Here is a 23410-nt window from a genome sequence, read left to right on the forward strand (position 1 = left end):
CCGGGCGGGGAAGGGGGCTCAGGTCCAGAGCCAGTGGATTTCCGCCACTGCGTCGTGGGCGTGCAGGCTTTCCTCGTGCTCCACGCGGACCTTGAACGCGGCCAGGCCCGGTAGCGCCCGCAGGGGCTCGGCCAGGCGCCGCGCGGCGTCCTCGCAGAACATCAGGTTGTGGCCATTGGCCAGCGCGAATGCCTGCTCGTCGGCACGCTTCACGGCTGTCTGCAGGGCCGTGCCCAGGGCGGCTTCGCAGCGGTCCACCAGCTCGATCCAGCCCGGCGCCCGCAACGGGTCCGCTGGGCGCAGCCAAAGCCGCGCCTTGCTGCGCTGGCTGTGGGGAGTGGCGGGCATGGCGGCTTCGCTGCCCAGCCATTCATGCAGTGCTTCCCAGGTGGGTGCTTGCCCGGCGAAACGTTCACTGAAGGCGCGCTGGGCCATCTGCCGTGACAGCGCCGCCGAGCACGGGCAGGTGGAGGAGTAGCCCAGTTCCAGCATGAGTTCCACGTGAAACCCCCTTGGATAGAGGCTGAGCGCGATTTCGAAGGGGTAGGCCTTGTGCCCCGACAGTGGGCTGACCAGTGCCACGCGCCTGAGCAACAGCTCGCCCGCCACCCGTAGATGCGCGGAGAGGGAGAGATTCTGGTGGCTGTCGAGGAAGCCCTGAAGCAGCGCCTGCAGGGCCGGGAGGGTCAGTTCCTCGCCGGCCAGGGCTTCCAGCGCCAGGTACAGCCGTGACATGTGGATGCCGCGTACGCCCGGGGTGTCGAGGCTGACACTGGCCTCCACTCGCGCTTGCACGGCTTGCCCGGCCACCTGCAATGGGAGACGGATGCCGGCCATGCCGACGCGGTCCAGCGGTGCGAGGGTCGCGTGGGTCTGGCTGGCCACGTCGGGTAGGGAGAGGTCGTTCATCGTCGGGCTCAGCTTGCGGAGAAAGTGATATGTTATGTTATAACACTTTAAAATCAAGCCGCCCTTGCCAAAGCCATGCACCTCATCACCAGCGAAGACGACCTGCTCAGCCAACCGGCCGAGCAGTACATGGACGACGCCCAGCAAGCTTTCTTCCAGCGCCTGCTGGAGGCCCAGCGGGACGACCTGCGCACGCGTGTCGACAACGAAATGATCGAGCTGCGGGAGATCGAGCCCGCCAGCGACGACGTCGACGTGGCCTCCCTAGAAGAACAGCGCCAGTGGCAACTGCGGCGCCTGGAGCGGGAAAAGAAGCTGCTGGACAAGATCGACAGCGCCCTGGGCCGCCTGGCCCGTGGCGAATACGGCTGGTGCCGGGAGACCGGCGAGCCCATCGGCCTGCGCCGCCTGCTGCTGCGGCCTACCGCCGAGCTGTGCATCGAGGCCAAGGAGCGCCAGGAACAACGCGAGCGCCACCGGCGCGACGCCTGATATCCCCAGAGCGGCCGCCCGAGCCGCCCAGCCTGAACCGGAGAATCCCATGACCGCCCGACTCCCCGTCACCCTGCTTTCCGGCTTCCTCGGCGCCGGCAAGAGCACCCTGCTCAACCACGTGCTGAAGAACCGCGAGAACCTGCGCGTCGCCGTGATCGTCAACGACATGAGCGAAATCAACATCGATGCCAGCGAAGTACAGCGCGACGTCAGCCTCAACCGCGCCGAAGAACGCCTGGTGGAGATGAGCAACGGCTGCATCTGCTGCACCCTGCGCGAAGACCTGCTGGAAGAAGTCAGTCGCCTGGCCGGCGAAGGGCGCTTCGACTACCTGCTGATCGAGTCCACCGGCATCTCCGAACCGCTGCCGGTGGCAGAGACCTTCACCTTCCGTGACGAGCAGGGCCAGAGCCTGTCCGATCTGGCGCGGCTGGATACGCTGGTCACCGTGGTCGACGGCGTGAACTTCCTGCGCGACTTCCACGAGGCGCAAAGCCTGGCCAGCCGCGGCGAGACATTGGGCGAGGAGGACGAGCGCTCCATCACCGACCTGCTGATCGAACAGGTGGAGTTCGCCGACGTCATCCTCATCAGCAAGATCGACCTGATCAGCCAGGCCGAGCGCGAGGAGCTCACGGCCATCCTCGCGCGCCTCAATACCCAGGCCGAGATCCTGCCCATGAGCATGGGCCGGGTGCCGCTGGAGAAGATCCTCGACACCGGCCGCTTCGACTTCGACCGCGCCGCCGAGGCGCCGGGCTGGCTCAAGGAACTGCGCGGCGAGCACGTGCCGGAAACCGAGGCCTACGGCATCGCCTCCACCGCCTACCGGGCGCGGCGGCCCTTCCACCCCGAGCGCTTCCACGCATTCCTCAATCGTGAATGGACCAACGGCCGGCTGCTGCGCTCCAAGGGCTTCTTCTGGCTGGCCAGCGCCTGGCGTGAGGCGGGCAACTGGTCCCAGGCCGGCGGCCTGATGCGTTACGGGCATGCCGGGCGCTGGTGGCGCTTCGTGCCGCGCGAGCAGTGGCCCACCGACGAAGACGGCCTGCGCGCGGTGATGAAGCATTGGGACACGGAGGTGGGCGATTGCCGCCAGGAGCTGGTGTTCATCGGCCAGGGCATCGACTTCGAGCGCCTGCATGCCGAACTGGACGCCTGCCTGCTGGATGCTGCAGAGATGGCCGTGGGGGTCGAGGGCTGGGCGCACCTGCCCGACCCCTTCGGCGGCCTGGTCGGTGAGGCGGCGTGATGGAAGCCCTGGCCCTGCGCCCGCCGCCCCGGGTGGCGATCAGCGACAACCTGGCGGTATTGGGCGAAGCACTGCGTGATGAGGTCAACCTCGCCGTGTGGGAGCGCCGTCTGCCCTTGCACATCACCGACTACGCCCAGTGCCTGCTGGGGCTCGAGGAGCCGCTTAGCGAGTCCCTGACCCTGGAGCTGGCGGACCCCGAGGCCCCCCTCGACCTGGGCAGCCTGGCCCGACGCTTCTCCGACATCGACGGGCATGCCGCCTTCCTCGCCGACGTGGCCTGGCTGGTGCGTGCCTTCGCCTGCCTGCTGGATGCCCGCCGCATCGGCCTGCGCCTGCGTCGCCTGGACCGCGCCATGTGCCCGCGCTATCACGTCGACCATGTACCGCTGCGGCTGATCACCACCTATGCCGGTGTGGGCAGCCACTGGCTGCAGGAAGGGCAGATGCCACGCAGCCGCCTGGGCGACCCCGCCGCCGAGCCGACGGCCGTGCCGGCCGGGCAGACCCTGGCGCCGGGTCATGTGGCGTTGTTCAAGGGCGAGAAGTGGCTGGGCAACGAGGGGCGAGGGGTTATCCACAGGTCGCCCGAGGTCATGCCGGGGGATGCGCGCCTGCTACTGACTCTGGACTGGCTGGCTTGACCGGCATGAAACGGGCGAAGCCATCGCGAAGCTTGGGCCGCGCAAAAAAAGGGCCACCCGAAGGCGGCCCTGTATCACCGAGGCCCTACCGGCTGTGCCGGTACGGGCGAGGTACCCAAGGCTATTGGACACCCTGGCTGTTACCGGCTGATGACGACGGGCTTTCCCAGGTGCCCTGGCTCTGCCCCTCGCAGAAGGGCTTCAGATAGCGCGCGTCGGTGGCCACGCCGTAATAGTGGATGTCCTGGCGGTAGGCGATGTTGCTCACCTGGGCGTTGCTGCACACACCGAAGGCGCCGGCCGGGCACTGGTCGGCGTAGCTCACCTCCACCTTCTGCCCAGGCATCTGCGGCTTGCAGAAGCCGTCGCGGAACAGCTGCGGCGGGATGCTGCGGTTCTGCTGGCAGACCTTCACATCGAGCTTGTCGCTCTGGCTGTGGACGATGCAGGCCTCGGCCAGCGCATCGGCGGACAGGACCAGCAGCAAGGGCAGTAGGCAGAGACGCATGAATGCAGGACCTCGGGAAAATAATGGGCGCGACTCTAGCACGAGGCTTTATTCCGAACCCGTGACGCAGCACCATAGCGCGATGCTTGCCCATATCCCCACCCACCTGGTGGCCGGCCCCCTCGGCGCCGGCAAGACCAGCCTCATCCGCCACCTCCTGGCGCAGCGCCCGAACGACGAGCGCTGGGCGGTGCTGATCAACGAATTCGGCCTGGTCGGCCTGGATGCCGCGCTGCTGGAGACCGGCGACGACGGCATCGCCCTGGCCGAGGTGGCCGGTGGCTGCCTGTGCTGCGTCAACGGCGCGCCCTTCCAGGTCGGCCTCGGCCGCCTGCTGCGCAAGGCGCGGCCGGACCGGCTGTTCATCGAGCCCTCCGGCCTCGGCCACCCCGCCGAGCTGCTGCGCCAGCTGCGCGAGCCGCCCTGGGAAGGCGTGTTGGCCCTGCAGCCGAGCCTGCTGGTGCTGGACGCCGCTGCTCTGGCCCGCGGCGATGCCCTGCCCGACAGCCAGCGCGACGCCCTCGAGGGCGCTGGCCTGCTGGTGCTGAACAAGGCCGAGAACCTCGACGCCGATAGCCGCCAGCGAGTGGCCGAGCAACTGCCCCGGTTGCCACTGAGCTGGACGGTGCAGGGCCGCCTGTCCCTGGCCGAGCTGCCGGGGCTCCATGCCAAGGCCGGCGCAGCTGTGGATAACCCGGCCTTGGCCACTGGTCAGGCGGCTCCGCCCGCGCTGTGGATAAACCCTGGGCAGCCCATTATCCAGGCACAGGGTGCGGCGGATGGCTGGACCATCGGCTGGCGCTGGCACCCCTCGCAGGCCTTCGAGCTGATGCGCGTGCAGCTGTGGCTGGCGAGCCTGCCCTGGCGCCGCGCCAAGCTGGTTATCCACAGCAACGCGGGCTGGCTCTCCGGCAATGCCCTGGACGGCGCCCCCTTCCACTGGCAGGCCAGCGAGTGGCGCAAGGACTCGCGGCTGGAACTGATCTTTGCCACGCCTCAGGACGAGGAAGCGATCAAGGCTGGATTCGAAGCCTGCCGCCTTTTCTGATCCACGAACGAAAACGGGCCCTCGCGGGCCCGTCGTCGGGAACAAAACGGCTACGGGTTAGCGCAGCCAGAGCCACGGGGGCTCAAGGGATCAATCCTGGTTCATCCGCGAGTGGGTGCGGGTGTCCTTCATGAAGACGTACACCAGCAGCGAGCAGGCGATGCAGCCGGTCACGTACCAGTAGAAGCCGCTCTCCATGCCGACGCTCTTGAACCACAGCGCCACGTACTCGGCGGTGCCGCCGAAGATGGACACGGTCAGCGCGTAGGGCAGGCCCACGCCCAGGGCGCGGATCTCGGTGGGGAACAGCTCGGCCTTCACCACGGCGTTGATCGAGGTGTAGCCGCTGACGATGATCAGCGCCGCCATGATCAGGAAGAACGCGCCCCACCAGGTCTCGATGCTGTGCAGGGTGCTGAGGATCGGGTAGGTGAACAGGGTGCCCATCACCCCGAAGGCGATCAGGATCGGACGGCGGCCGATCTTGTCCGAGAGCGCGCCCACCAGGGGCTGCAGCAGCATGAACAGGAACAGGGTGGCGGCCGAGATCATGGTCGAGTCGTTCTTGCTCATGCCGACCGTGTTGACCAGGTATTTCTGCATGTAGGTGGTGTAGGTGTAGAAGGCCAGGGTGCCGCCCATGGTCAGGCCGATCACGGTGAACACTTCCTTGGGGTGGCGCATCAGCGTGCGCAGCAGGCTTTCCTTGGGCTTGTCCTTCTTCTTGGTGAAGGACTCGGTCTCTTCCATGCCGCGTCGCAGGAACATCGCCACCACCGCGCACAGTGCGCCGATGAAGAAAGGCACGCGCCAGCCCCAGCTTTCCAGCTGTTCGGTGGACAGGGTCTGCTGCAGCAGGATCAGCACCGCCAGCGCGATGAGCTGGCCGGAGATCAGGGTCACGTACTGGAAGCTGGAGAAGAACCCGCGACGCTCCTTGGTCGCCATCTCCGACAGGTAGGTGGCCGAGGTGCCGTATTCGCCACCGACCGACAGCCCCTGCAGCAGGCGGGCGACCACCAGCAGGACGGGCGCGGCGATGCCGATGGTTTCATAGCTGGGGGTCAGCGCGATGATCAGCGAGCCGAAGCACATCAGCAGGACCGAGGCCAGCAGGGCGGCCTTGCGCCCCTTGCGGTCGGCGTAGATGCCCATCAGCCAGCCGCCGATCGGGCGCATCAGGAAGCCTACGGCGAAGATCGCGGCGGTGTTCAGGAGCTGGGCGGTCAAATCGCCCTGGGGGAAGAAGGCCTTGGCGAAGTACAGCGAGAAGGCGGCATAGACGTACCAGTCGTACCACTCGACCAGGTTGCCGACCGAGCCGCTGAAAATGGATTTGATGCGTTGGGATGTCGTGCGGGGTGCCGCTGAGGCAGTCAGGGTGCTGGTGCTTTCCATCGTGTTTCCTCGATTCATAGTTGTTGTTGTTAGGCACGGCTGTCGCCGCGCTTGGGGTGCGGGCACATAGCAGGAGCTGTGCCAGCGCCGCAAAGCGCCGGAATAGAAGGCTCGGAGGGATTTCACAGGGCATTTGTGCGCGGATTGGCGCTTATCGCGAAGGGGCCATAAGCGGGATTCCGCCTATCCGTCGATGGCCAGGTAGGGGCGAATTCATTCGTCAAGCGGTGCGCCGTGCCGCCGCCCCAACCGAGCTATCCACAATGACTTTTCTGGACAAATGAATTCGCCCCTGCATTGCCCACAATTACTGTGGAGCCAACTGTTGGCGGGCTGTGGATAAAGCGCTAATGGCCAGGTATGGCGGTGCTTTCATGGCTGTGCTCAGATATTGAGCAGTGCCACCTATTCGCGGTTGAAACCGCTCCCACAGACTGGCGCGCGCCGGTGGGAGCGAATCTACTCGCGAAGAAATCCCCAGGTGAACGGATCAGCCCCCAGTTGCCCACAATAGCTGTGGAGCCAACTGTTGGCGGGCTGTGGATAGATCGCTTGGTGCCAATGACGGCGGGGCTTGTGAGCTTGTGCTCAGATTTCGACCAGTGCCGCCCATTCGCGGTTGAAACCGCTCCTACAGGCAGGCGGGCACCCGTGGGAACGAATTCATCCGCGAAGAAATCCCCAGGCGAGCGGATCAGTCCCCAGTTGCCCACAATAGCTGTGGAGCCAACTGTTGGTTGGCTGTGGATAGATTGCTTAGGGCCAGTAACAGCGATGCTTTCAAGCTTGTGCTCAGACTTTGACCAGAGCCGCCCATTCGCGGTTGAAACCGCTCCTACAGGCAGGCGGGCACCCGTGGGAACGAATTCATCCGCGAAGAAATCCCCAGGCGAACGGATCAGTCCCCAGTTGCCCACAATAGTTGTGGAGCCAACTGTTGGTTGGCTGTGGATAGATTGCTTAGGGCCAGTAACAGCGCTGCTTTCAAGCTTGTGCTCAGATTTCGACCAGTGCCGCCTATTCGCGGTCCAGAACGCTCCTACAGGCAGCCGAGCACCCGTGGGATCGAATTCATTCGCGAAGAAATCCCCAGGCGGGCGCATTCATCCCCAGTTGCCCACAATTGCTGTGGAGCCAACTGTGAGCGGCTTGTGGATAGTTTTCTGTGCGCCAGTCGCTACGGCGCTTTCAGGGCTGTGCTCAGCTTTTGACCGCCTTCAGTCCTCATCCCCCGGCAGGAACTCGCCCCGGGCCAGGCCGTGGCGCTGCATCTTCTCGTTGAGGGTGCGGCGGGGCAGCTGCAGCAGCGCCATCACCGCCTTGATGTCGCCCTTGCAGCGGGCCAGGGCCTGGCGCAGGCACTGGGCCTCGTAGGCTTCCATCAGTTCGGCGAGGGAAGGGTCGGCGCCGTCCGGGTTCCGGACCGCTGTGGATAACCCCAGGACGTGGCGCTCTGCGGCATTGACCAGTTCACGCACGTTGCCCGGCCAATCGTGGGCCAGCAGCTGCGCCAGCTCGGCGGGGGTAAGGCTCGGAACGGGGCGGCCGAGGCGTTCGCCGGCCAGGGTGGCGAAATGCTCGAACAGCAGCGGTACGTCCTCGCGGCGTTCACGCAGGGCGGGCAGCTGCAGCTCGGCGACGTTAAGGCGGTAGAGCAGGTCCTCGCGGAAGCGCCCGGCGCGCACTTCTTCCTTGAGGTCCGGCTTGGTGGCGGCGATCACCCGCAGGTCGACGCGGATGCTCTGGTTCGAACCCAGGCGCTCCAGTTGCTGCTCCTGCAGTACGCGCAGCAGCTTCACCTGCTGGGCCAGGGGCATGCTCTCGATCTCGTCGAGGAACAGGGTGCCGCCGTCGGCGTGTTCCAGCTTGCCGATGCGCTTGCCCTGGGCGCCGGTGAAGGCGCCGCTTTCGTGGCCGAACAGTTCGCTCTCGAACAGGTTCTCCGGGATGGCCGCGCAGTTCAGCGCCACGAAGGGTTTGCCGGCGCGCGGGCCGAAGTCGTGCAGGCAGCGGGCGACCAGCTCCTTGCCGCTACCCGTGTCGCCACGCAGGAGGATGTTCACCGGCGTCTGCGCCAGGTCCAGCACCTGGCGGCGCAGGTTTTCGATGGGGCGGGAGAAACCCATCAGCCGCGCATCGAGGCGGGCGCGGTCGTCCACCTGGCGGCGCAGGCGGCGGTTCTCCTGGGTCAGGCGGCGCTTGTCCAGGGCCCGGCGCAGGCTGCCCAGCAGGCGTTCGGGGGTGAAGGGCTTCTCGATGAAGTCATAGGCACCCAGGCGCATGGCCTCCACCGCCTGGGGCACATCGCCGTGGCCGGTGACCAGCAGGAAGGGCAGCTCGCGGTCCAGCGCCTGCACCGCTTCCAGCAGCGCCATGCCATCCATGCCGGGCATGCGCAGGTCGCTGATCACCACGCCCTCGAAGTCGGCGTCGAGCCCGTCCAGGCATTCCGCCGCGCTGGCGCACAGGCGCACGGTGAAGCCCGAGAGCTCCAGCCACTCGCGCACCGCTTCGCGGATCGCGGCCTCGTCGTCGACAAAGATCAGGTTCGGGGTCATGGCTGCTCCTCGGCAGGCTCGAAGATGGGCAGGCACAGGCGGAACACCGCGCCGGCGCCGCGGTTGCCGGCGCTCAGCCGGCCACCCAGTTCATGGACGATGGCATAGGAAACCGCCAGGCCGAGGCCGAGCCCTTCGCCCACCGGCTTGGTGGTGAAGAAGGGGTCGAACACCTGGGCCAGGGTGTCGTCGGGGATGCCGCCGCCGTTGTCGGCGACTTCCAGGCACCAGTGCCCGTCCTCACGCAGCAGGGCGATCTCGATGCGTGGCTGGGCCTGGCCGGCGACCGCGTCCAGGGCGTTGCGCAGCAGGTTGACCAGCACCTGTTCCAGGCGGATGGCGTCGCCGCGCACCCAGGCCGGTTGGCGCGGGTGCTGCTCGATGTGCACGGCGCCGTCGCGCAGGCGCGGCGCCAGCAGTTGCAGGGCCTTGTCCACCACGCTGCCCAGTTCCAGGGTCTCGCGCAGGCCGCCAGGGCTCTGCCGGGCGTAGGTCTTCAAGTGGGTGGTGAGGGCGGCCATGCGTTGCAGCAGTTCGTCATGACGGCCGAGGGCATTGCGCGCCTGCTCCAGCTGCCCGCTGTCGAGCATCAGGCGCAGGCTGCCCAGGTGCATGTGCAGGGCGGTCAGCGGCTGGTTGATCTCGTGGGCGAGGGCGGCGGACATCTGCCCCAGGGCCGCCAGCTTGGCCGCCTGCACCAGGCCGTCCTGGGCGGTGCGCAGGGCGGCGGTACGCTGTTCCACCAGGCGTTCGAGTTCGTCGTGGCTCTGCCGGCGCAGGCGTGCCAGGCGCCAGCGCTGGTGCAGGAACAGGGCGAGGAAGAACAGCGCCAGCCACAGCCCGCCAGCGGCCAGGCTGGCGTCGCGGGCGGTGCCGGCGACGTTCTGTGGGCGATGCAGCAGGTGCAGGGTCCAGCCTTCGCTTGGCAGTGCCTGGGATTCCCACAGGTAGTCGGCCTCGCCGTCGGGCCCCTGCACCCGGACCAGGCGGCTGCCGTCGCCGAAGTCGTCGAGGGTTCGGTGCACCAGCGGCGTCAGCGGCTTCTTGTCGTACTGGCGGGTGGAGGCCAGCTCGGCGCGCTGCGTGGCGTCGATCGGTGCCAGTTCGCGGTAGCGCCATTGCGGCTGGTTGGCGATGAAGACGATGCCCTTGGCGTCGCTGACCAGGATGGTGTCCGGGCGCTCGCGCCACTGCTGCTCGATCTCGGGGAATTCCAGCTTCACCACGATGGCGCCGAGGAAGTGGCCGGCTGCGTCGTGGATGGCGTGGGAGAGGAAGTAGCCGGGGATGCCGCTGACCACGCCCACGGCGTAGAAGCGCCCGGTGCCGTGGGTGCGGGTCTGCAGGAAGTAGGGGCGGAAGCCGTAGTTGTGGCCCACGTAGCTGGTGGGCAGGCGCCAGTTGCTGGCGGCGATGGCCAGGCCGTCGCTGCGCATCAGCTCGAGGGTGGAGGAGTGGGCGGCGCCATTGATGCGCTCCAGCTTGAGGTTGAGGCGCTGCTGCAGCTCGGGCGTCAGCGGTTGCTGCAGGGCCTCGCGCAGTTCCGGGTCCAGGGCGAGCACGGCGGGCAGGGCACGGTAGCGGTCGATGAGGGTACTCAGCGCGTCGGCGTAGAGGCCGAGCTGGGCGCCGGCCTGCTGGCCTTCCTCGCGCAGCGCCTGGCGCTCGGCGTGGCGGCCGGCCAGGTGCATCGTCAGCAGCAGGCCGGCGAAGAGCAGCAGGGTCAGCAGGGCGATGCGCAGGGAACGGGGCAGCACGGGCGGGGTCCGGGGGTCGCGACAGGCGGCGACGATAGCATGACCCGGCCCGGGCTGCGTCCGCGGTGGATCAGGGGTGGGCGTTGAACCAGGCGAGCACCTTGGACGGCGAGGCGGCGAACCATTCGTGGCCGCCCAAAGGCTCGGTGTAGCGCGCGGTCTCGATGCCCTGGTGGAGCAGGCGGTCGTAGTAAAGGTCCATGCTCCACCAGGGCACCACGGCGTCGACGAAGCCGTGCAGGAACAGCGTCGGCGGGTGGTCGGCGGGGAGCTGGTCGGGCACCACGCAGAGCGGCCCGCTGCAGGTGGCGTAGGAGCCGGACTGCACCGCCAGGGCGCGGAACCTGCCGGGGAAGGACACGGCCATGCGGCTGGTGTTGTAGCCGCCGCTGGAGATGCCGGTGGCGTACTGGCGCTGGGCGTTGAGCGGGCCGAAGTGGCCACTGGCGATGGCGGCGAGGACATTGCCGAGGAAGTCGTAGTCGGTGCTCAGCTCATAGGCCTGGGCGAGGCCGGGAATGTTGGTCTGCCAGAACAGGTCCGCCGGCGCGCTGGGGGCGATCACCGCATAGCCATTGTCCAGCAGGGCCTGTACCAGCTTGCCCTCGTAGTAGCCACCGAAGGGCAGGTTGCCGTGGTAGCTGAAGTCGTTGAGGGGGAAGAACGAGCCCTGGTAGACCAGCACCACCGGCCAGCCGCCGGCCGGCGGGGTGCCCAGGGGCGTCTGGTAGATGATCTTGCGCTGGCCGACCAGGCCGGAATCCAGCCAGGTGCTCTGGTAGGAGCAACTGACTTCGGCAGGGCGCAGCAGGGTGCGGGGGCGTTCGCTGCAGCGGGAAGCGGCCAGGGCGTGCTCGCCCAGGCAGGCGGCCAGCAGCAGGCCGCAGAGCAGGGTACGAAGGGGCATGACGGGTCTCCTATTTGTTGTTGTTTGACCGCCTTTAAATCGAAACAGAAATTCCGATTCCGTCAATAGGGCTGTTCGATATTCGTCCAGGGCGCTGTGGAGGAGGGCCGTTGCAGAGCCTGTGGACAGGTTCCGCAAGGCGACGGACGGCGTGCGTTGCGCCCGTCCGCCCACAGCCTGGTCCGGCACGCCGCTCGATCCCGGCTGCGGTGCCCGAGCTGTGGATAAAAAATAATGCGGTGGCCGTCTTGCCAGCCGTAAAGCGCCGGATTAGATTATTTCGGAACCGATGTTCCGATTCCGATAAAAACAACAGCTGGAGATCATCGTGGCAAATCAAGGAAGAGGCCTGGCAGCCGCCGGCCTGGCGTTGCTCGGCGCGTTGCCCCTGGGCGGCGCACAGGCGTTTCAGGTGCGTTCCGGAGACTGGACCACCTCGCTCGACACCACCCTGTCCTACGGGCTCAGCTACCGCGTGGAGGGGCAGGACAGCAAGCTGATCGCCCGCGCCAATGGCGGTACCGGCGACAACGCCGGGCTGATCAACTCCGATGACGGCGACCTCAACTTCCGCCGTGGCGACCTCTTCTCCGAAGTGGTCAAGGCGGTGTCCGAACTCGACCTGCGCTACCAGGACCGCTTCGGCGTGTTCGTCCGGGGGCGCGCCTTCTATGACTTCGAGCTCAAGGACGACGAGCGCCGCCACCGCCAGATCAGTCATGCCGGCCTCGATGAAGCCGGCTCCAGCGCCGACCTGCTGGACGCCTTCGTCTACGGCAGCTGGACGGTGAATGACCGCGCCCTGAACGCGCGGCTCGGGCGCCAGGTGATCAACTGGGGCGAGGGGCTGTTCTACCAGAACGGCATCGGTGCCACGAACCCCGTGGACATCAATGCCCTGCGCGCGCCGGGCTCGGAGGTGAAGGAGGCGTACATGCCGACCTTCATGGCCTACGCCTCCTTCGAGCTGCGCGACAACCTCAGCGTCGAGGGCTACTGGCAACCGGGCAAGGCGTGGGAAGCCTCGAAGATCGACCCCTGCGGCACCTACTACTCGACCCTCGACGTGATAGGCGAGGGCTGCAACTACCTGTCCGTCTCGCCGCTGCAGGAAGCGGTGGCCGGTGGCCGCGCCTTCGACAACCCGGCCCTGGCCCAGGCCTACGCCGATGCCCTGGCGCCGGGCGGCCTGAACAACCTGCTCAAGGCCTACCTGCCCACCACCTTCATCCCCCGCGCCCAGGACATCGACGGCGATGACGCCGCGCAATACGGCCTCGCCCTGCGTTGGTACGTGCCGGAGCTGAACGACACCGAACTGGGCTTCTACTACCTGCGCTACAACATGCAGGTGCCCATGCTCGGGCTCACCGTCGGCCAGCCGGTGACGCTGCCCATCGTCGGTACCCTGCCCAACGCCAGCAGCTCGCGCTACTACGCCGAGTACCTGGAGAAGCGCGACCTGTTCGGCATCAGCTTCAACACCTCCATCGGCGGCGAAAGCATCTTCAACGGCCTGTCGCTGGCCGGCGAGCTGAGCTACCGCCCGGACACGCCCATCGCCCTCGGCCTCAACGAGTACCTGCCCGACGCGCTGTTCAACCCCAACGGGCTGCCCGTGGGCACGCACCTGGACGGCTACCGCGAGAAGGACATGTACCAGGCCTCGCTCGCTGCCATCTACAACTTCACCGGGGTGCTCGGCGCCGACTCGGCGACCCTGTTCACCGAACTGGTGGCCAGTCGCGTGCAGGGCCTGGAATCCGACATCGACTACTACGAGGCCACCAGCACCGCCACCGGCGCCCAGGCCAGCCTGCAGCTGACCTACACCAACGTGTTCAACCTGGTGAACCTGGTGCCGTCCTTCGGCTACCAGTACAGCATCAACGGCGTCGCGCCCCAGCTCACCAACGGCCTGGACGAAGAGGCGCAGAGCTGGTCCGCCGGGATCGACGCCATCTACAAGGAGTCGTTCACCGTCGGCACCCGCTACGTGGGCTACAGCGGCGGTGGCGTGTCGAACAAGCGCAGCGACCGCGATTTCGTCAGCTTCAACATCAAGTACAGCTTCTGAGAAGGGATTCGACGCCATGCACAGATCAGGACTTATCCACAGCGGCCTGCTCGCCGCCATGCTGCTGGCCGCGCCTCTCGTCCAGGCCCAGGTGGACGCCGACCAGGCTGCGCGCCTGGGGGCCGACCTGACCCCGCTGGGCGCGGAGAAGGCCGGCAACGCCGCCGGCACCATCCCCGCCTGGGACGGCGGCCTGGCCCGCAGCACCAGCGCCTATGACAAGAGCACGGGGTACAAGGACCCCTTCGCCGCCGACCCGCCGCTGTTCAGCATCACCGCGCAGAACGCCGAGCAGTACCGTGCCCATCTCAGCCCCGGCCAACTGGCCATGCTCAAGCGCTACCCGGACAGCTGGAAGCTGGTGGTCTACCCGACCCGGCGCTCGGCCTCCTACCCCGAGGCGGTGTACGCCGCGATCAAGGGCAACGCCACCCGTGCGCGGCTGATCGAGAACGGCAACGGCATCGCCGACTTCAAGGTCGCCACGCCGTTTCCCATCCCCCAGTCGGGGCTGGAGGTCCTGTGGAACCACCTGGTGCGCTTCCGCGGCAACAGCGTCAAGCGCTACTACGCCCAGGCGGTGCCCCACGCCAGCGGCGACTACTTCATGACCCGCATCGAAGACCTGTTCCTGTTCAACCAGGATGCCGGCGACTACAGCAAGGACAACGGCAACGTGCTGTTCTACTTCCGCCAGTCGGTGCTGGCGCCGGCGCGCCTGGCCGGCACCGAGCTGCTGGTGCACGAGACCGTCAACCAGGTGAAGGAGCCGCGCCTGGCCTGGCTCTACGCCGCCGGCCAGCGCCGCGTGCGGCGCACGCCGAACGTGGCCTACGACTCCCCCGGCACCGCTTCGGAGGGCCTGCGCACCACCGACAACTTCGACATGTTCTCCGGTGCACCGGACAAGTACGACTGGAAGCTGGTGGGCAAGGAAGAGCTCTACGTGCCCTACAACAGCTACCGCTTCGCCTCGCGCAGCAGCAAGTACGCGGACATCGTCCAGGCCGGCCACGTCAACCCCGACCTGCTGCGCTACGAGCTGCACCGCGTCTGGCACGTGCGCGCCACCCTCAAGGACGGCCAGCGCCACCAGTACAAGCAGCGCGACTTCTATTTCGACGAGGACAGCTACCAGATCCTCCTGGTGGACCACTACGACAACCGCGACCAGCTGTGGCGGGTCGGCGAGTCCTACACCATCAACCTCTACGACCAGCCGCTGGTATGGACCAAGGGCGACGCCGTATATGACCTGATCGGCGGGCGTTATGTAATCGGCATATTGTCCAACGAAGAACCGGCGGATGAATTCGATATAGCGCTGAAAGCGTCCGACTTCACCCCGGCACAACTAAGGCGGGACAGCCGGCGTTAAACCCGGCGAACTTCCAGGTAATTGCAAACGAGCTGGGAAAGTTCCCCCGGGACAACTTCCCGGGGGGTGACGCCGAGGGTGCCGACCATGGTCAGGTAATTGAGGCTGGCGAGCAGCATGTGGGCCGTCAGGTCGGCGGCCTGTTGCGGTTGCCGATGGCCGATCTGCTGCGGGTGGGCGAGGACGATGCGGCAGAAGGCCTGGCCGATGTAGGCATTGAGCTGGTGGAAGCGCTCGCGGAACTGCACGTCCATCGAGCTGCGCCGGATCAGGGCGCGGAGCAGGCCCTCGCTGCCATCGAAAAGACGCGTCACGCCTTCGATGAAACCCTCGATCTGCGTGGTCAGCGGGAGGCCGTCGAGGTTGGCGATGACGGTGTCGACGGCGTCGCGGCTCTGCTCGACGAAGCGCTCGTGGACGGCATAGAGCAGCACGTCCTTGTCACCGAGCAGGCGATAGAAAGTGCCCACCGAGGACTCGGCGAGCTGGGCGATCTGGGAAATGCCGGTTTCTTCGAAACTGTCGTTGGCGAGCAGTTCGGCGGCGACGTTGAGGTAGCGTTCCAGGGCCTTTCTGCTGCGTGCCTGGGTCGGACTGGCAATGCTGTACATGGTGGTTTCTCGAGTCGGCGCTGGGCGATTCTAGGAGGTTTGGAAGGACAAAGGCAAACACCGGAAACTTGTTCGTCGGGCGCCTCGGAAGTTATCCGATCAACCAACTTTTCATCGGTCCGTTTAATAAGGAACGGCGCCTTTTTATTGGCCGATGATTATTCGAAAGGGAATTAACTCGACCATGGAACAGATCAACTTGTCGGGCGGGCGTTTCAACTATATCCGCCAGGGAGAAGGGGCCGCCGTGCTGCTGGTGCATGGCCTGGGGTCGTCCCTGGAGGACTGGCAGCCCCAGGTCGAGGCGCTGTCGCGGCACTTTCGCGTCTACGCCCTGGACCTGCGCGGCCACGGCGCCAGCGAGCCGCTGCGGGCACCGGTGAGCATGGCCGAGCTGGCGGCCGACGTGGCCGAGTTCATCGTCGCCATGGACCTGGAGCCCTGCATCCTGGTGGGCATCTCCATGGGCGGCATGATCACCTTCCAGCTGCTTGCCGAGCACCCGCACCTGGTGCGCGCGGCGGCGGTCATCAACAGCTCGCCGTGCTTCCCCCTGGACAGCTGGCAGGTGCGTTGGCAGGTGCTGCTGCGCTTCGCCCTGGTGCGGTTGTTCGGCCCGGCGGGGATGGCGCGGCTGCTGGCCGGCAAGCTGTTCCCCAAGCCGGAGCAGGCGGCGCTGCGCCAGCAGGTGATGGCGCGCATCGCCGGCAACGACCGGCGCTCCTACCTGCACGCGATGGGCGCCATCCCGGGTTGGTCGGCGTTGCCCGGGGCCCGCCGGGCGAACACTCCGCTGCTGGTGATCAGCGGTGACCGCGACTACACCCCGGTGGCCGCCAAGGCGGCCTACGTCGCCCAGTTGCGCAACGCACGCCTGGAGGTGATCGCCGACTCCGGCCACGCCACGCCGCTGGACCAGCCCGAGGCACTGAACCGCCTGCTGGACGCCTTCGTCCGCGAACACGCGGCCATCTGAAGGCAACGGCTGCGCCGGAGGCGGCCCGGCGGATAAACTGCGCGTTCTTTCCTTCGAGCGCGTTGCGATGCTGCTGTCCGCCTGGTCCCACCCGAGTTCCGCCGGCTTCACCCTGCGCGGCTGGCACAGCCAGCCCAGCGGCAAGCCGCTGCTGCATTTCCTCCACGGCAATGGTTTCTGCGGTCGTGCCTACACGCCGCTGCTGGAAGCCCTGAGCGAGGACTTCGACCTCTGGCTGTGCGATGTGCAGGGGCATGGCGACAGCGACCACGGCGGGCGTTTCCTCGGCTGGAACCGCAATGCCGAACTGGCGGTGGAAGCCTTCGAGGCCGGGCGCGGCATCTTCGGCGATGCCCCCCGCTTCGCCCTCGGCCACAGCTTCGGCGGCGTGCTCACCAGCCTGGTGCTGGCGCGCCACCCCGGGCTGTTCCAGCGCGCGGTGCTGCTCGACCCGGTGCTCTTCACCCCGGCGATGATCGGGGTCATGGCCTTCTCCGAGGTGCTCGGCCTGCATCGCCGCACCACCATGGCCAAGCGCGCCCGAGCCCGGCGCAACCACTGGACCGATCGCCCGGCCGCCTTCGCCGCGCTGCACGGGCGCGGCATCTTCAAGGGCTGGACGGACACGGCCCTGGGCGCCTACGTGGAGCACGCGCTGAAGGAGGTGGACGGCGGTGTCGAGCTGAAATGCCGACCCAGTCGCGAGGCGGAGATTTTCAGCTCCTGCCCCAAGCGCCTGTGGCCATCGCTGACACGCATCGTCACGCCGACGCGGATCTTCCATGGCCAGGCGAGCTATCCCTTCGTCGCCCGCTCGGTGGCGCGGATCAGCGCCCTCAACCCCCACGTCGGCGCCCAGGTGGTGGAGGGCGGGCACTGCTTCATGCAGGAGTTTCCCGACGCCGCCGCCGAGCGCGCGGCCGATTTCCTCCTGCAGCGATGAGCGACGCGGCGCGGGAGCGGGTCTGGCTGGCGCTGTCCGGGCTGTGGCTGGACACGCAACGGGATGAGGCCGACCTGCGCGTGATCGCCGACACGCTGCGCGCCAGCGCCCTGCCCCCGGCCGAGCTGGAGGCCATCTACCTCTACGAGGTGGCACCGGTGGTCTGGTTGAACGCCTGGAGCGTGGCGGGGGAGTGGATCGGCTTCGATCCCGAATGGCTCTTCGAGCATTGCCGGGTTAACCGGGCGCGACGTGCCAGCCGCTGGTTCCGCTGGCGCTGCCGGCTACTGCGCTGGCCGATGACCTACACCAACCGCGAGCAGTGGCAGCAGGTTATCCACAGGCTGGTCGAAGGCGCCTGATCGCGAGGTTTATCCACAAGCACGCGCTGTGGAAAACCGCAGCGTCATTCGACGTGGCGTTGTTCATCCGGGCGCGGGTGGCTGCGCCGCCAGTCGCTGATCTGGATGACGTTGCCTTCCGAGGCGGCGGGCGGCTGGAAGGGGTGGGCGTCCAGCTCGATGCGGCCACCGTGGTTGCCGAACATCTGGATGGTCCCCGTGAGGCGTTGCTCGCCGGTGACGGTGAATTCGAAACCGTAGATCCGCGCCAGGCGCCGATGGCCCCTGGCGTCGCGGACGATGGCGAGGCGCTGCAGGGCGACGTTGCCGTCGAGCAGCTCCACGTCGAAACGCGTGCAGTATTGCTTCACCAGCGCCAGTGCGCGCTCGCGAATGCCGTGGCCGCGCCAGAGCCAGGCGGCACCGGCGGCGAAGAGCAGGAACAGGAAGACATCGCCCAGACTGATCATGATCACTCCCCTGGAATGCTCAGAAGCTTAACCCATCCTTGGCGATTTCAGCGGGCCAGTTCGACACGGTTGCGACCGTATTGCTTGGCGCGGTAGAGGGCCGCGTCGGCGGCCGCCTGCAAGCGCAGGAGATCGCCGTTCGGCGGGCTGCCGGCCAGGCCGATGCTGACGCTGACGCTCAGGGCGGTGCCGTTGGCGTCGATGCGCAGGTGCTCGACCGCTTCGCGCAGGCGATCGAGGAAGGCGCGGGCGGCCTTGAGGGTCGTGTCGGGCAGCAGGAAGACGAACTCCTCGCCGCCGAAGCGCGCGAACAGGTCGGTGCTGCGTGCCTCGCGCTGGCACAACTGGCTGAACGCGCAAAGCACCAGGTCGCCGGCGGCGTGGCCGTGGGTGTCGTTGATGCGCTTGAAATGGTCGAGGTCGAGCATCGCCAGGCACAGGGGCTGCTCCTGGCGCCGCGCGCGTTGCAGCTCCTGCTCGGCGCGGGCCTGGAAGGCGCGGCGGTTGAGGGCGCCGGTCAGCGGATCGGTGGTGGCCTGCAGGCGCAACTGCTCCTCCAGGGCCTTGCGGTGGCTGACGTCGCGCACCTCCATGAGCTGCTGGCCGCTGCCGTCCAGGTTGGTGACCGCCAGCTCGGCCGGGAAGGTCGAGCCATCACGGCGCAGCGCGAGCGCGTCGGCGGGGGCGCCGTCCCCACGGGCGAGCAACTGGCCGATGCGCGCCCGCTCGGCCTCGACGAACAACTGCTCGGGCGCCTGCCGCTGCAGTGCTTCGCGCGGCTGGTCGAAGAGCGCCTCGAGCGTCGGGTTGCTGTCGAGGATGCGCCCGTCCTGCAGCACCAGGACGCCGGCGCTGGTCACCCCCATCAGCCGTTCGAAACGCTGCGCGCTGGCCTCGGCGTGGCGGGCGTTGCGCTGGCTGTCGAGGAGGATGCGGCGCATGGTCATCAGCGCCAGGCCGAGCAGCGCGATGACCCAGAGCGGGATGCCGAAGTTGTAGGGCAGCAGGTAGGCCATGGAGCGGGTCACGTCGGCGTGCTCGACGGCATTGAGCCAGTCGTGCACGGCGATGGCGCCGCGCAGCAGGGTGACCAAGGCGTAGCCGAGCAGGACGATGCCGACGCAACGGCAGACGACGCGCAGCTCCGCATCGCGCGGGTGGCGCAACAGGGCGCTGGCGGCCTGCAGCGGCAGTAGCCCGCCGATGCCGGCGTAGATGGCGATGAGCAATTCGCTGTTCAGCGGCGCCACCCACCAGTGCCAGCTGTTGGCGGCGGCCATCAGCCCGGCGCTGGCGGGCACCGTCCACCAGGGCAGCGGGCGGCCGAGGAAGCGGAACACCCCGAGCATCAGCACCGCCTCGCCCGCCAGCTGCGTGGCGTTGCCGAGCACGTTCAGCGGGCGGTTGCCGGTGGCGACGAAGACGAAGAAGGCGAGGATGCCGAGGATCAGCAGCCAGGCGCCGGCCATCCACAGGCCCGGGCCTCGGTAGGGCCGCGAGAAGTACCACAGGCCGGTGCAGGCGACGGCGCTGCCGAGCATCAGGTTGAGACCCAGCAGCATCGGCGAAAAATACAGGGATTCCATGGTGGCTCTGGCGGCGGAGGATGGGAGAATCTTGCCATCATGGTAGTGAGCCTGTCGCCGTAAGCCAGGCCCGTCCTCCCACCCGTCGAGCCCAGGGTTCACCCAATGTCGCGAACGCCCCATCTCCTCAGCATCCAGTCCCATGTGGTCTTCGGCCACGCCGGCAACCGCGCGGCGGTGTTTCCCGTCGAGCGTCTCGGGGTCAATGTCTGGCCGCTGAACACCGTGCAGTTCTCCAACCACACCCAGTACGGGCAATGGACGGGCGAGGTGCTGCCGCCGAACCAGGTGCCGACGCTGGTGGAGGGCATCGCCGCCATCGGCGAACTGGGCAATTGCGACGCGGTGCTCTCGGGCTACCTCGGCAGCGCGGCCCAGGGGCGCGAGATCCTCGAGGTGGTGGCGCGCATCAAGCGGGCCAACCCCCGTGCCCTGTATCTTTGCGACCCGGTGATGGGCCACCCGGAGAAAGGCTGCATCGTGGCGCCTGAGGTCAGCAGCTTCCTCCTCGAGGAAGCCGCCGCCGTGGCCGACCTGCTGTGCCCCAACCAGCTGGAGCTGAACAGCTTCGCCGGCCGCCGCCCCACCTCGCTGGAGGATTGCGTGGGCATGGCCCGGGCGCTGCTTGCACGCGGGCCGAAGGCGATCCTGGTCAAGCACCTGGACTACCCGGGCCGCGCCGCCGAGGACTTCGAGATGCTGCTGGCCAGCGCCGAGGGCACCTGGCACCTGCGCCGCCCGCTGCTGGCCTTCCCGCGCCAGCCGGTGGGCGTGGGCGACCTCACCTCCGGGGTGTTCCTGGCGCGCCTGCTGCTGGGTGACGACACGCGCGGCGCCTTCGAATTCAGCGCCGCCGCGGTGCACGAGGTGCTGTTGGAGACCCAGGCATGCGGCAGCTACGAGCTGGAACTGGTGCGCGCCCAGGACCGCATCGCCCACCCCCGGGTGAGGTTCGAGGCCCGGCGCCTGGGCTGAGGGGGAAATTGCCGCCGCCCGCTGCGGCCATCTGACTCAGCCGCTATGCTTCAACCCGTGGCGACGTGCGGCTAGCATGGCGCCCGCTCTTCACCCCCTCGATTCCGGGATGCAGCAGTGGCTCGACACACGACAACCCTTGGCGGCGCCTGGCTTGGCCTTCTGGCCATGCTGCTGGTGTTCGCCGGTCCGTTGCTGTCCCAGGCCCGAGCCATGGATCACCAGGGCGTACCGGCCTGGATGGGCGAGCTGGCCTGTTCCGCCGAGCATGGCACCGCACCGAAGGCGCCGGGCCAGCCCGGCCACGAGGTGGCCTGGGCCAAGTGCGGCTACTGCACCCTGCTGCTCAATTGCCCTGCGCTGAGTTCCGCGCCGCTGGTGGCCGCCGCCCTGGCGGACCTCGCCAGGGCGCCTCGCCTGGCCCCGGTCGACGCCGGCCATGCCGGCTCGGCGGTCTTCCCCGGCTCACGCTCCCGCGCGCCGCCCGTCGCCCTCGCCTGATCCACGTACCGCGCCATCCTTCCCCGCCTGCTTTGGGCGAGTCGGCTGGCGACAAGCCTCCGCCGCGCCAGCCACGTCGCTGCGCGCGAACCCAGAGAGGCGCTTTCTAGGCGAGCACGACCATGAGCAAACCTGCAGTCTCGTTCTACAACCTGGCCTGGCGCTGGCATTTCTATGCCGGCCTCTTCGTCATCCCCTTCATGATCCTGTTGTCGGTCACCGGCAGCATCTACCTGTTCAAGCCGCAGCTCGACGCGCTGATGTACGCCGACCTGCTGCGGGTGCAGCCGGGCCACCACGCGCTGGACGCCGACGCCCAGCTGCAGCGGGTGCGCGAGGCTTATCCACAGGCCAGCGTCAGCCAGTACCTGCCGCCGGTGGATGCCGGGCACAGCGCCCAGTTCGTCATCGCCGACGGCGGCCGCGACCTGAACCTGTTCCTCGACCCCTACAGCGGCAAGGTGCTGGGCACCCAGGACGCCTTCTGGAACCTGCAGGCGGCCACCCGCGCCCTGCACGGCGAGCTGATGATCGGCACGGTCGGCGACCGGCTGATCGAGCTGGCAGCCGGCTGGGGCATCGTCCTGGTGGTGTCGGGGCTGTACCTCTGGTGGCCGCGAGGGCGTTCCGGCGCCGGCGTGCTGTGGCCGCGCCTGTCCGCGCGCGGGCGCCTGTTCTGGCGCGACCTGCACGGCGTCACCGGCTTCTGGGGCAGCCTGCTGCTGCTGTTCATGCTGCTCACCGGCATGACCTGGACCGGTTTCTGGGGGGCGAGCTTCGCCGATGTGTGGAACCGCTTCCCCGCCGCCATGTGGAACGAGGTGCCGAAGTCCGGCGAGCTGGCGCGCAGCCTCAACAGCGCCAGTGACCAGACCGTGCCCTGGGCGGTGGAGAACACGCCGTTGCCCGAATCGGATGCCCATGCCGCCCACCGTGGCCACGCCGGGCAAGACGGGGCACAGGCCGGCGAAGCCCCGAGCATCCCGCTGCAGCGGGTGGTCGACACCGCCCGCGAGCGCGGCGTGGTGCCCGGCTACGGGATCACCCTGCCGACCACGCCCACGGGCGTGTTCAGCATCGCCGTGTTCGCCGACGATCCGCGCCAGGACGCGACCTTGCACCTGGACCGCTACAGCGGCAAGGTGCTGGCCGATGTGCGCTGGAAAGACTATGGCGCTGTGGCCAAGAGCGTGGAGATGGGGGTGATGCTGCACGAGGGCCGCTTCTTTGGCCTGGCCAACCAGCTGCTGATGTTCGCCGTGTGCCTGATGATCCTGCTCAGCGCGATCAGCGGCCTGGTGCTCTGGTGGAAGCGCCGGCCCAGTGGCCGCCTCGGCGTGCCGCCGCTGCCCCATGGCCTGCCCCTGTGGCGTGGCGCGGTGGTGGTCATGCTGGTGCTGGGAGTGGCCTTCCCCCTGGTGGGCCTGTCCCTGGTGCTGGTCTGGGCCCTGGACCGGCTGGTGCTGTCGCGCTTCGGCGGCGACCGGGTGATGGCGGGCTGATCCCGTCACGATTCTTCACGGGCGTTCGCGTGGCGGGCGCCCAATCTGCTTATCGATGGAGTTGAACATGCACAAGACACTGCTGACCCTGATCGCCCTGCTGGGCTTCGTCCCCTTCGCCCAGGCCCACGAATACGAACTGGGCAAGCTGCACATCGAGCATCCCTGGGCCCTGGAGGTGCCGCCGGTCTCGCCCAACGGCGCGGCCTACCTGGTGGTGCACAACGGTGGCGACACGCCGGACCGCCTGCTGGGCGCCGACACCCCGCGCGCGGCCAAGGCCGAGGTCCACGAGCACGCCCACGTCAACGGCATGATGAAGATGCAGCAGGTGCAGGGCGGCCTGGTCATCCCCGCCGGTGGCGAGGTGCGCCTGGAGCAGGGCGGCTACCACCTGATGCTGTTCGGCCTGAAGCAGCCGCTGAAGGACGGCGAGCGTTTCCCGCTGACCCTGCACTTCGAGAAGGCCGGCGACCTGCAGGTGGAGATCGCCGTGCAGAAGGACGCGCCCGCCAAGGCCGACGGGCAGATGCAGCACATGGACCACGGCGCCCACCAGCACGCCGAGTGACGG

Annotated in this window: 22 protein-coding genes; 13 read left to right on the forward strand and 9 right to left on the reverse strand. The window is 67.8% G+C overall.

What is annotated here, in order from left to right; genetic code table 11:
• Positions 1 to 18: 18 nt before the first annotated feature.
• A complete protein-coding gene (folE2, locus tag ACYJSS_RS23990; RefSeq protein WP_111259211.1) occupies positions 19 to 909 on the reverse strand; it encodes a GTP cyclohydrolase FolE2 in 891 nt (296 codons plus the stop codon).
• Positions 910 to 984: 75 nt separating this feature from the next.
• On the opposite strand from folE2, the gene dksA reads away from it, so the two are divergent.
• Genes dksA through ACYJSS_RS24005 form a run of 3 tightly spaced genes read left to right on the forward strand, consistent with a single transcriptional unit; the run spans position 985 to position 3300 of the window.
• A complete protein-coding gene (gene dksA, locus ACYJSS_RS23995; protein WP_111259210.1) occupies positions 985 to 1401 on the forward strand; it encodes an RNA polymerase-binding protein DksA in 417 nt (138 codons plus the stop codon).
• Between the two features lie 49 nt (positions 1402 to 1450).
• Positions 1451 to 2656, forward strand: coding sequence for a zinc metallochaperone GTPase ZigA (gene zigA, locus ACYJSS_RS24000; protein WP_111259209.1), 1206 nt, complete (start codon positions 1451 to 1453; stop codon positions 2654 to 2656).
• The gene (locus ACYJSS_RS24005) at positions 2656 to 3300 is read left to right on the forward strand and encodes a DUF1826 domain-containing protein (RefSeq protein ID WP_111259208.1); all 645 of its coding nucleotides are present in this window, start codon (positions 2656 to 2658) and stop codon (positions 3298 to 3300) included. Before zigA ends, ACYJSS_RS24005 begins: the two co-directional genes overlap by 1 nt.
• A 121-nt stretch (positions 3301 to 3421) precedes the next feature.
• Here the strand turns inward: ACYJSS_RS24005 and ACYJSS_RS24010 are convergent, their stop codons facing one another.
• On the reverse strand, positions 3422 to 3808 hold the full coding sequence (locus tag ACYJSS_RS24010; RefSeq protein ID WP_111259207.1) for an NADH:ubiquinone oxidoreductase: 387 nt from the start codon (positions 3806 to 3808) through the stop codon (positions 3422 to 3424).
• Positions 3809 to 3890: 82 nt separating this feature from the next.
• Between ACYJSS_RS24010 and ACYJSS_RS24015 the strand changes: the two genes are divergently transcribed.
• Positions 3891 to 4856, forward strand: a complete 966-nt coding sequence (locus ACYJSS_RS24015) for a CobW family GTP-binding protein (RefSeq protein WP_236205105.1) — start codon at positions 3891 to 3893, stop codon at positions 4854 to 4856.
• Positions 4857 to 4946: 90 nt separating this feature from the next.
• Here ACYJSS_RS24015 and ACYJSS_RS24020 read toward each other — a convergent pair whose 3' ends face one another.
• The 4 genes from ACYJSS_RS24020 to ACYJSS_RS24035 form a co-directional block, all read right to left on the reverse strand.
• Complete coding sequence (locus ACYJSS_RS24020) at positions 4947 to 6254, reverse strand: MFS transporter (protein ID WP_111259205.1); 1308 nt, start codon at positions 6252 to 6254, stop codon at positions 4947 to 4949.
• A 1217-nt stretch (positions 6255 to 7471) separates the two neighbouring features.
• A complete protein-coding gene (locus ACYJSS_RS24025; RefSeq protein ID WP_236205106.1) occupies positions 7472 to 8812 on the reverse strand; it encodes a sigma-54-dependent transcriptional regulator in 1341 nt (446 codons plus the stop codon).
• The gene (locus ACYJSS_RS24030) at positions 8809 to 10569 is read right to left on the reverse strand and encodes an ATP-binding protein (RefSeq protein WP_236205107.1); all 1761 of its coding nucleotides are present in this window, start codon (positions 10567 to 10569) and stop codon (positions 8809 to 8811) included. The genes ACYJSS_RS24025 and ACYJSS_RS24030 overlap by 4 nt, the downstream gene beginning before the upstream one ends.
• A gap of 70 nt (positions 10570 to 10639) precedes the next feature.
• Positions 10640 to 11476, reverse strand: a complete 837-nt coding sequence (locus ACYJSS_RS24035) for an extracellular medium-chain-length polyhydroxyalkanoate depolymerase (protein WP_236205108.1) — start codon at positions 11474 to 11476, stop codon at positions 10640 to 10642.
• A gap of 328 nt (positions 11477 to 11804) precedes the next feature.
• Between ACYJSS_RS24035 and ACYJSS_RS24040 the strand changes: the two genes are divergently transcribed.
• Both ACYJSS_RS24040 and ACYJSS_RS24045 read left to right on the forward strand, forming a co-directional pair.
• Entirely contained in the window at positions 11805 to 13553 is a 1749-nt protein-coding gene (locus tag ACYJSS_RS24040) for a DUF1302 domain-containing protein (RefSeq protein WP_236205109.1), read from the forward strand.
• Between the two features lie 16 nt (positions 13554 to 13569).
• Positions 13570 to 14931, forward strand: a complete 1362-nt coding sequence (locus ACYJSS_RS24045; RefSeq protein WP_111259201.1) for a DUF1329 domain-containing protein — start codon at positions 13570 to 13572, stop codon at positions 14929 to 14931.
• On the opposite strand, the gene ACYJSS_RS24050 is transcribed toward ACYJSS_RS24045, so the two are convergent.
• Positions 14928 to 15542 (reverse strand): TetR/AcrR family transcriptional regulator, encoded by a 615-nt coding sequence (locus tag ACYJSS_RS24050; protein WP_111259200.1) that lies wholly within the window; start codon positions 15540 to 15542, stop codon positions 14928 to 14930. The two genes, ACYJSS_RS24045 and ACYJSS_RS24050, sit on opposite strands and share 4 nt — an antisense overlap.
• 184 nt (positions 15543 to 15726) lie before the next feature.
• Here ACYJSS_RS24050 and ACYJSS_RS24055 point away from each other — a divergent pair, with 184 nt between their 5' ends.
• The 3 genes from ACYJSS_RS24055 (at position 15727) to ACYJSS_RS24065 (ending at position 17823) form a co-directional block, all read left to right on the forward strand.
• Complete coding sequence (locus ACYJSS_RS24055) at positions 15727 to 16518, forward strand: alpha/beta fold hydrolase (protein ID WP_111259199.1); 792 nt, start codon at positions 15727 to 15729, stop codon at positions 16516 to 16518.
• 67 nt (positions 16519 to 16585) lie between these two features.
• The gene (locus tag ACYJSS_RS24060; RefSeq protein WP_236205110.1) at positions 16586 to 17461 is read left to right on the forward strand and encodes an alpha/beta fold hydrolase; all 876 of its coding nucleotides are present in this window, start codon (positions 16586 to 16588) and stop codon (positions 17459 to 17461) included.
• The gene (locus ACYJSS_RS24065; RefSeq protein ID WP_111259197.1) at positions 17458 to 17823 is read left to right on the forward strand and encodes a DUF7079 family protein; all 366 of its coding nucleotides are present in this window, start codon (positions 17458 to 17460) and stop codon (positions 17821 to 17823) included. Before ACYJSS_RS24060 ends, ACYJSS_RS24065 begins: the two co-directional genes overlap by 4 nt.
• 44 nt (positions 17824 to 17867) lie before the next feature.
• On the opposite strand, the gene ACYJSS_RS24070 is transcribed toward ACYJSS_RS24065, so the two are convergent.
• Together ACYJSS_RS24070 and ACYJSS_RS24075 are read right to left on the reverse strand one after the other, a co-directional pair.
• Complete coding sequence (locus ACYJSS_RS24070) at positions 17868 to 18272, reverse strand: DUF3301 domain-containing protein (protein ID WP_236205111.1); 405 nt, start codon at positions 18270 to 18272, stop codon at positions 17868 to 17870.
• A gap of 47 nt (positions 18273 to 18319) precedes the next feature.
• On the reverse strand, positions 18320 to 19858 hold the full coding sequence (locus ACYJSS_RS24075) for a sensor domain-containing diguanylate cyclase (protein WP_236205112.1): 1539 nt from the start codon (positions 19856 to 19858) through the stop codon (positions 18320 to 18322).
• A gap of 105 nt (positions 19859 to 19963) precedes the next feature.
• Between ACYJSS_RS24075 and pdxY the strand changes: the two genes are divergently transcribed.
• The 4 genes from pdxY to ACYJSS_RS24095 all read left to right on the forward strand — a co-directional run bounded on the left by pdxY (position 19964) and on the right by ACYJSS_RS24095 (position 23407).
• Positions 19964 to 20833 (forward strand): pyridoxal kinase PdxY, encoded by an 870-nt coding sequence (gene pdxY, locus ACYJSS_RS24080; protein WP_111259195.1) that lies wholly within the window; start codon positions 19964 to 19966, stop codon positions 20831 to 20833.
• Between the two features lie 117 nt (positions 20834 to 20950).
• Entirely contained in the window at positions 20951 to 21334 is a 384-nt protein-coding gene (locus tag ACYJSS_RS24085; RefSeq protein WP_236205113.1) for a DUF2946 domain-containing protein, read from the forward strand.
• Between the two features lie 122 nt (positions 21335 to 21456).
• Positions 21457 to 22836, forward strand: coding sequence for a PepSY-associated TM helix domain-containing protein (locus ACYJSS_RS24090; protein WP_236205114.1), 1380 nt, complete (start codon positions 21457 to 21459; stop codon positions 22834 to 22836).
• Between the two features lie 67 nt (positions 22837 to 22903).
• Entirely contained in the window at positions 22904 to 23407 is a 504-nt protein-coding gene (locus tag ACYJSS_RS24095) for a copper chaperone PCu(A)C (RefSeq protein WP_111259192.1), read from the forward strand.
• The last annotated feature ends 3 nt before the right edge of the window (positions 23408 to 23410 follow it).

Source organism: Pseudomonas sp. No.21, from assembly GCF_054558415.1.

Bases quoted from the DNA above. Each gene is read 5' to 3' on its own strand.
- ACYJSS_RS24090 (WP_236205114.1), top strand. From the start codon at position 21,457: ATGAGCAAACCTGCAGTCTCGTTCTACAACCTGGCCTGGCGCTGGCAT.
- ACYJSS_RS24025 (WP_236205106.1), bottom strand. From the start codon at position 8,812: ATGACCCCGAACCTGATCTTTGTCGACGACGAGGCCGCGATCCGCGAA.
- ACYJSS_RS24070 (WP_236205111.1), bottom strand. From the start codon at position 18,272: ATGATCAGTCTGGGCGATGTCTTCCTGTTCCTGCTCTTCGCCGCCGGT.
- ACYJSS_RS24055 (WP_111259199.1), top strand. From the start codon at position 15,727: ATGGAACAGATCAACTTGTCGGGCGGGCGTTTCAACTATATCCGCCAG.
- zigA (WP_111259209.1), top strand. From the start codon at position 1,451: ATGACCGCCCGACTCCCCGTCACCCTGCTTTCCGGCTTCCTCGGCGCC.
- ACYJSS_RS24045 (WP_111259201.1), top strand. From the start codon at position 13,570: ATGCACAGATCAGGACTTATCCACAGCGGCCTGCTCGCCGCCATGCTG.
- ACYJSS_RS24020 (WP_111259205.1), bottom strand. From the start codon at position 6,254: ATGGAAAGCACCAGCACCCTGACTGCCTCAGCGGCACCCCGCACGACA.
- ACYJSS_RS24015 (WP_236205105.1), top strand. From the start codon at position 3,891: ATGCTTGCCCATATCCCCACCCACCTGGTGGCCGGCCCCCTCGGCGCC.
- ACYJSS_RS24005 (WP_111259208.1), top strand. From the start codon at position 2,656: ATGGAAGCCCTGGCCCTGCGCCCGCCGCCCCGGGTGGCGATCAGCGAC.
- ACYJSS_RS24010 (WP_111259207.1), bottom strand. From the start codon at position 3,808: ATGCGTCTCTGCCTACTGCCCTTGCTGCTGGTCCTGTCCGCCGATGCG.
- pdxY (WP_111259195.1), top strand. From the start codon at position 19,964: ATGTCGCGAACGCCCCATCTCCTCAGCATCCAGTCCCATGTGGTCTTC.
- ACYJSS_RS24095 (WP_111259192.1), top strand. From the start codon at position 22,904: ATGCACAAGACACTGCTGACCCTGATCGCCCTGCTGGGCTTCGTCCCC.
- ACYJSS_RS24065 (WP_111259197.1), top strand. From the start codon at position 17,458: ATGAGCGACGCGGCGCGGGAGCGGGTCTGGCTGGCGCTGTCCGGGCTG.
- ACYJSS_RS24035 (WP_236205108.1), bottom strand. From the start codon at position 11,476: ATGCCCCTTCGTACCCTGCTCTGCGGCCTGCTGCTGGCCGCCTGCCTG.
- ACYJSS_RS24050 (WP_111259200.1), bottom strand. From the start codon at position 15,542: ATGTACAGCATTGCCAGTCCGACCCAGGCACGCAGCAGAAAGGCCCTG.
- folE2 (WP_111259211.1), bottom strand. From the start codon at position 909: ATGAACGACCTCTCCCTACCCGACGTGGCCAGCCAGACCCACGCGACC.
- ACYJSS_RS24060 (WP_236205110.1), top strand. From the start codon at position 16,586: ATGCTGCTGTCCGCCTGGTCCCACCCGAGTTCCGCCGGCTTCACCCTG.
- dksA (WP_111259210.1), top strand. From the start codon at position 985: ATGCACCTCATCACCAGCGAAGACGACCTGCTCAGCCAACCGGCCGAG.
- ACYJSS_RS24075 (WP_236205112.1), bottom strand. From the start codon at position 19,858: ATGGAATCCCTGTATTTTTCGCCGATGCTGCTGGGTCTCAACCTGATG.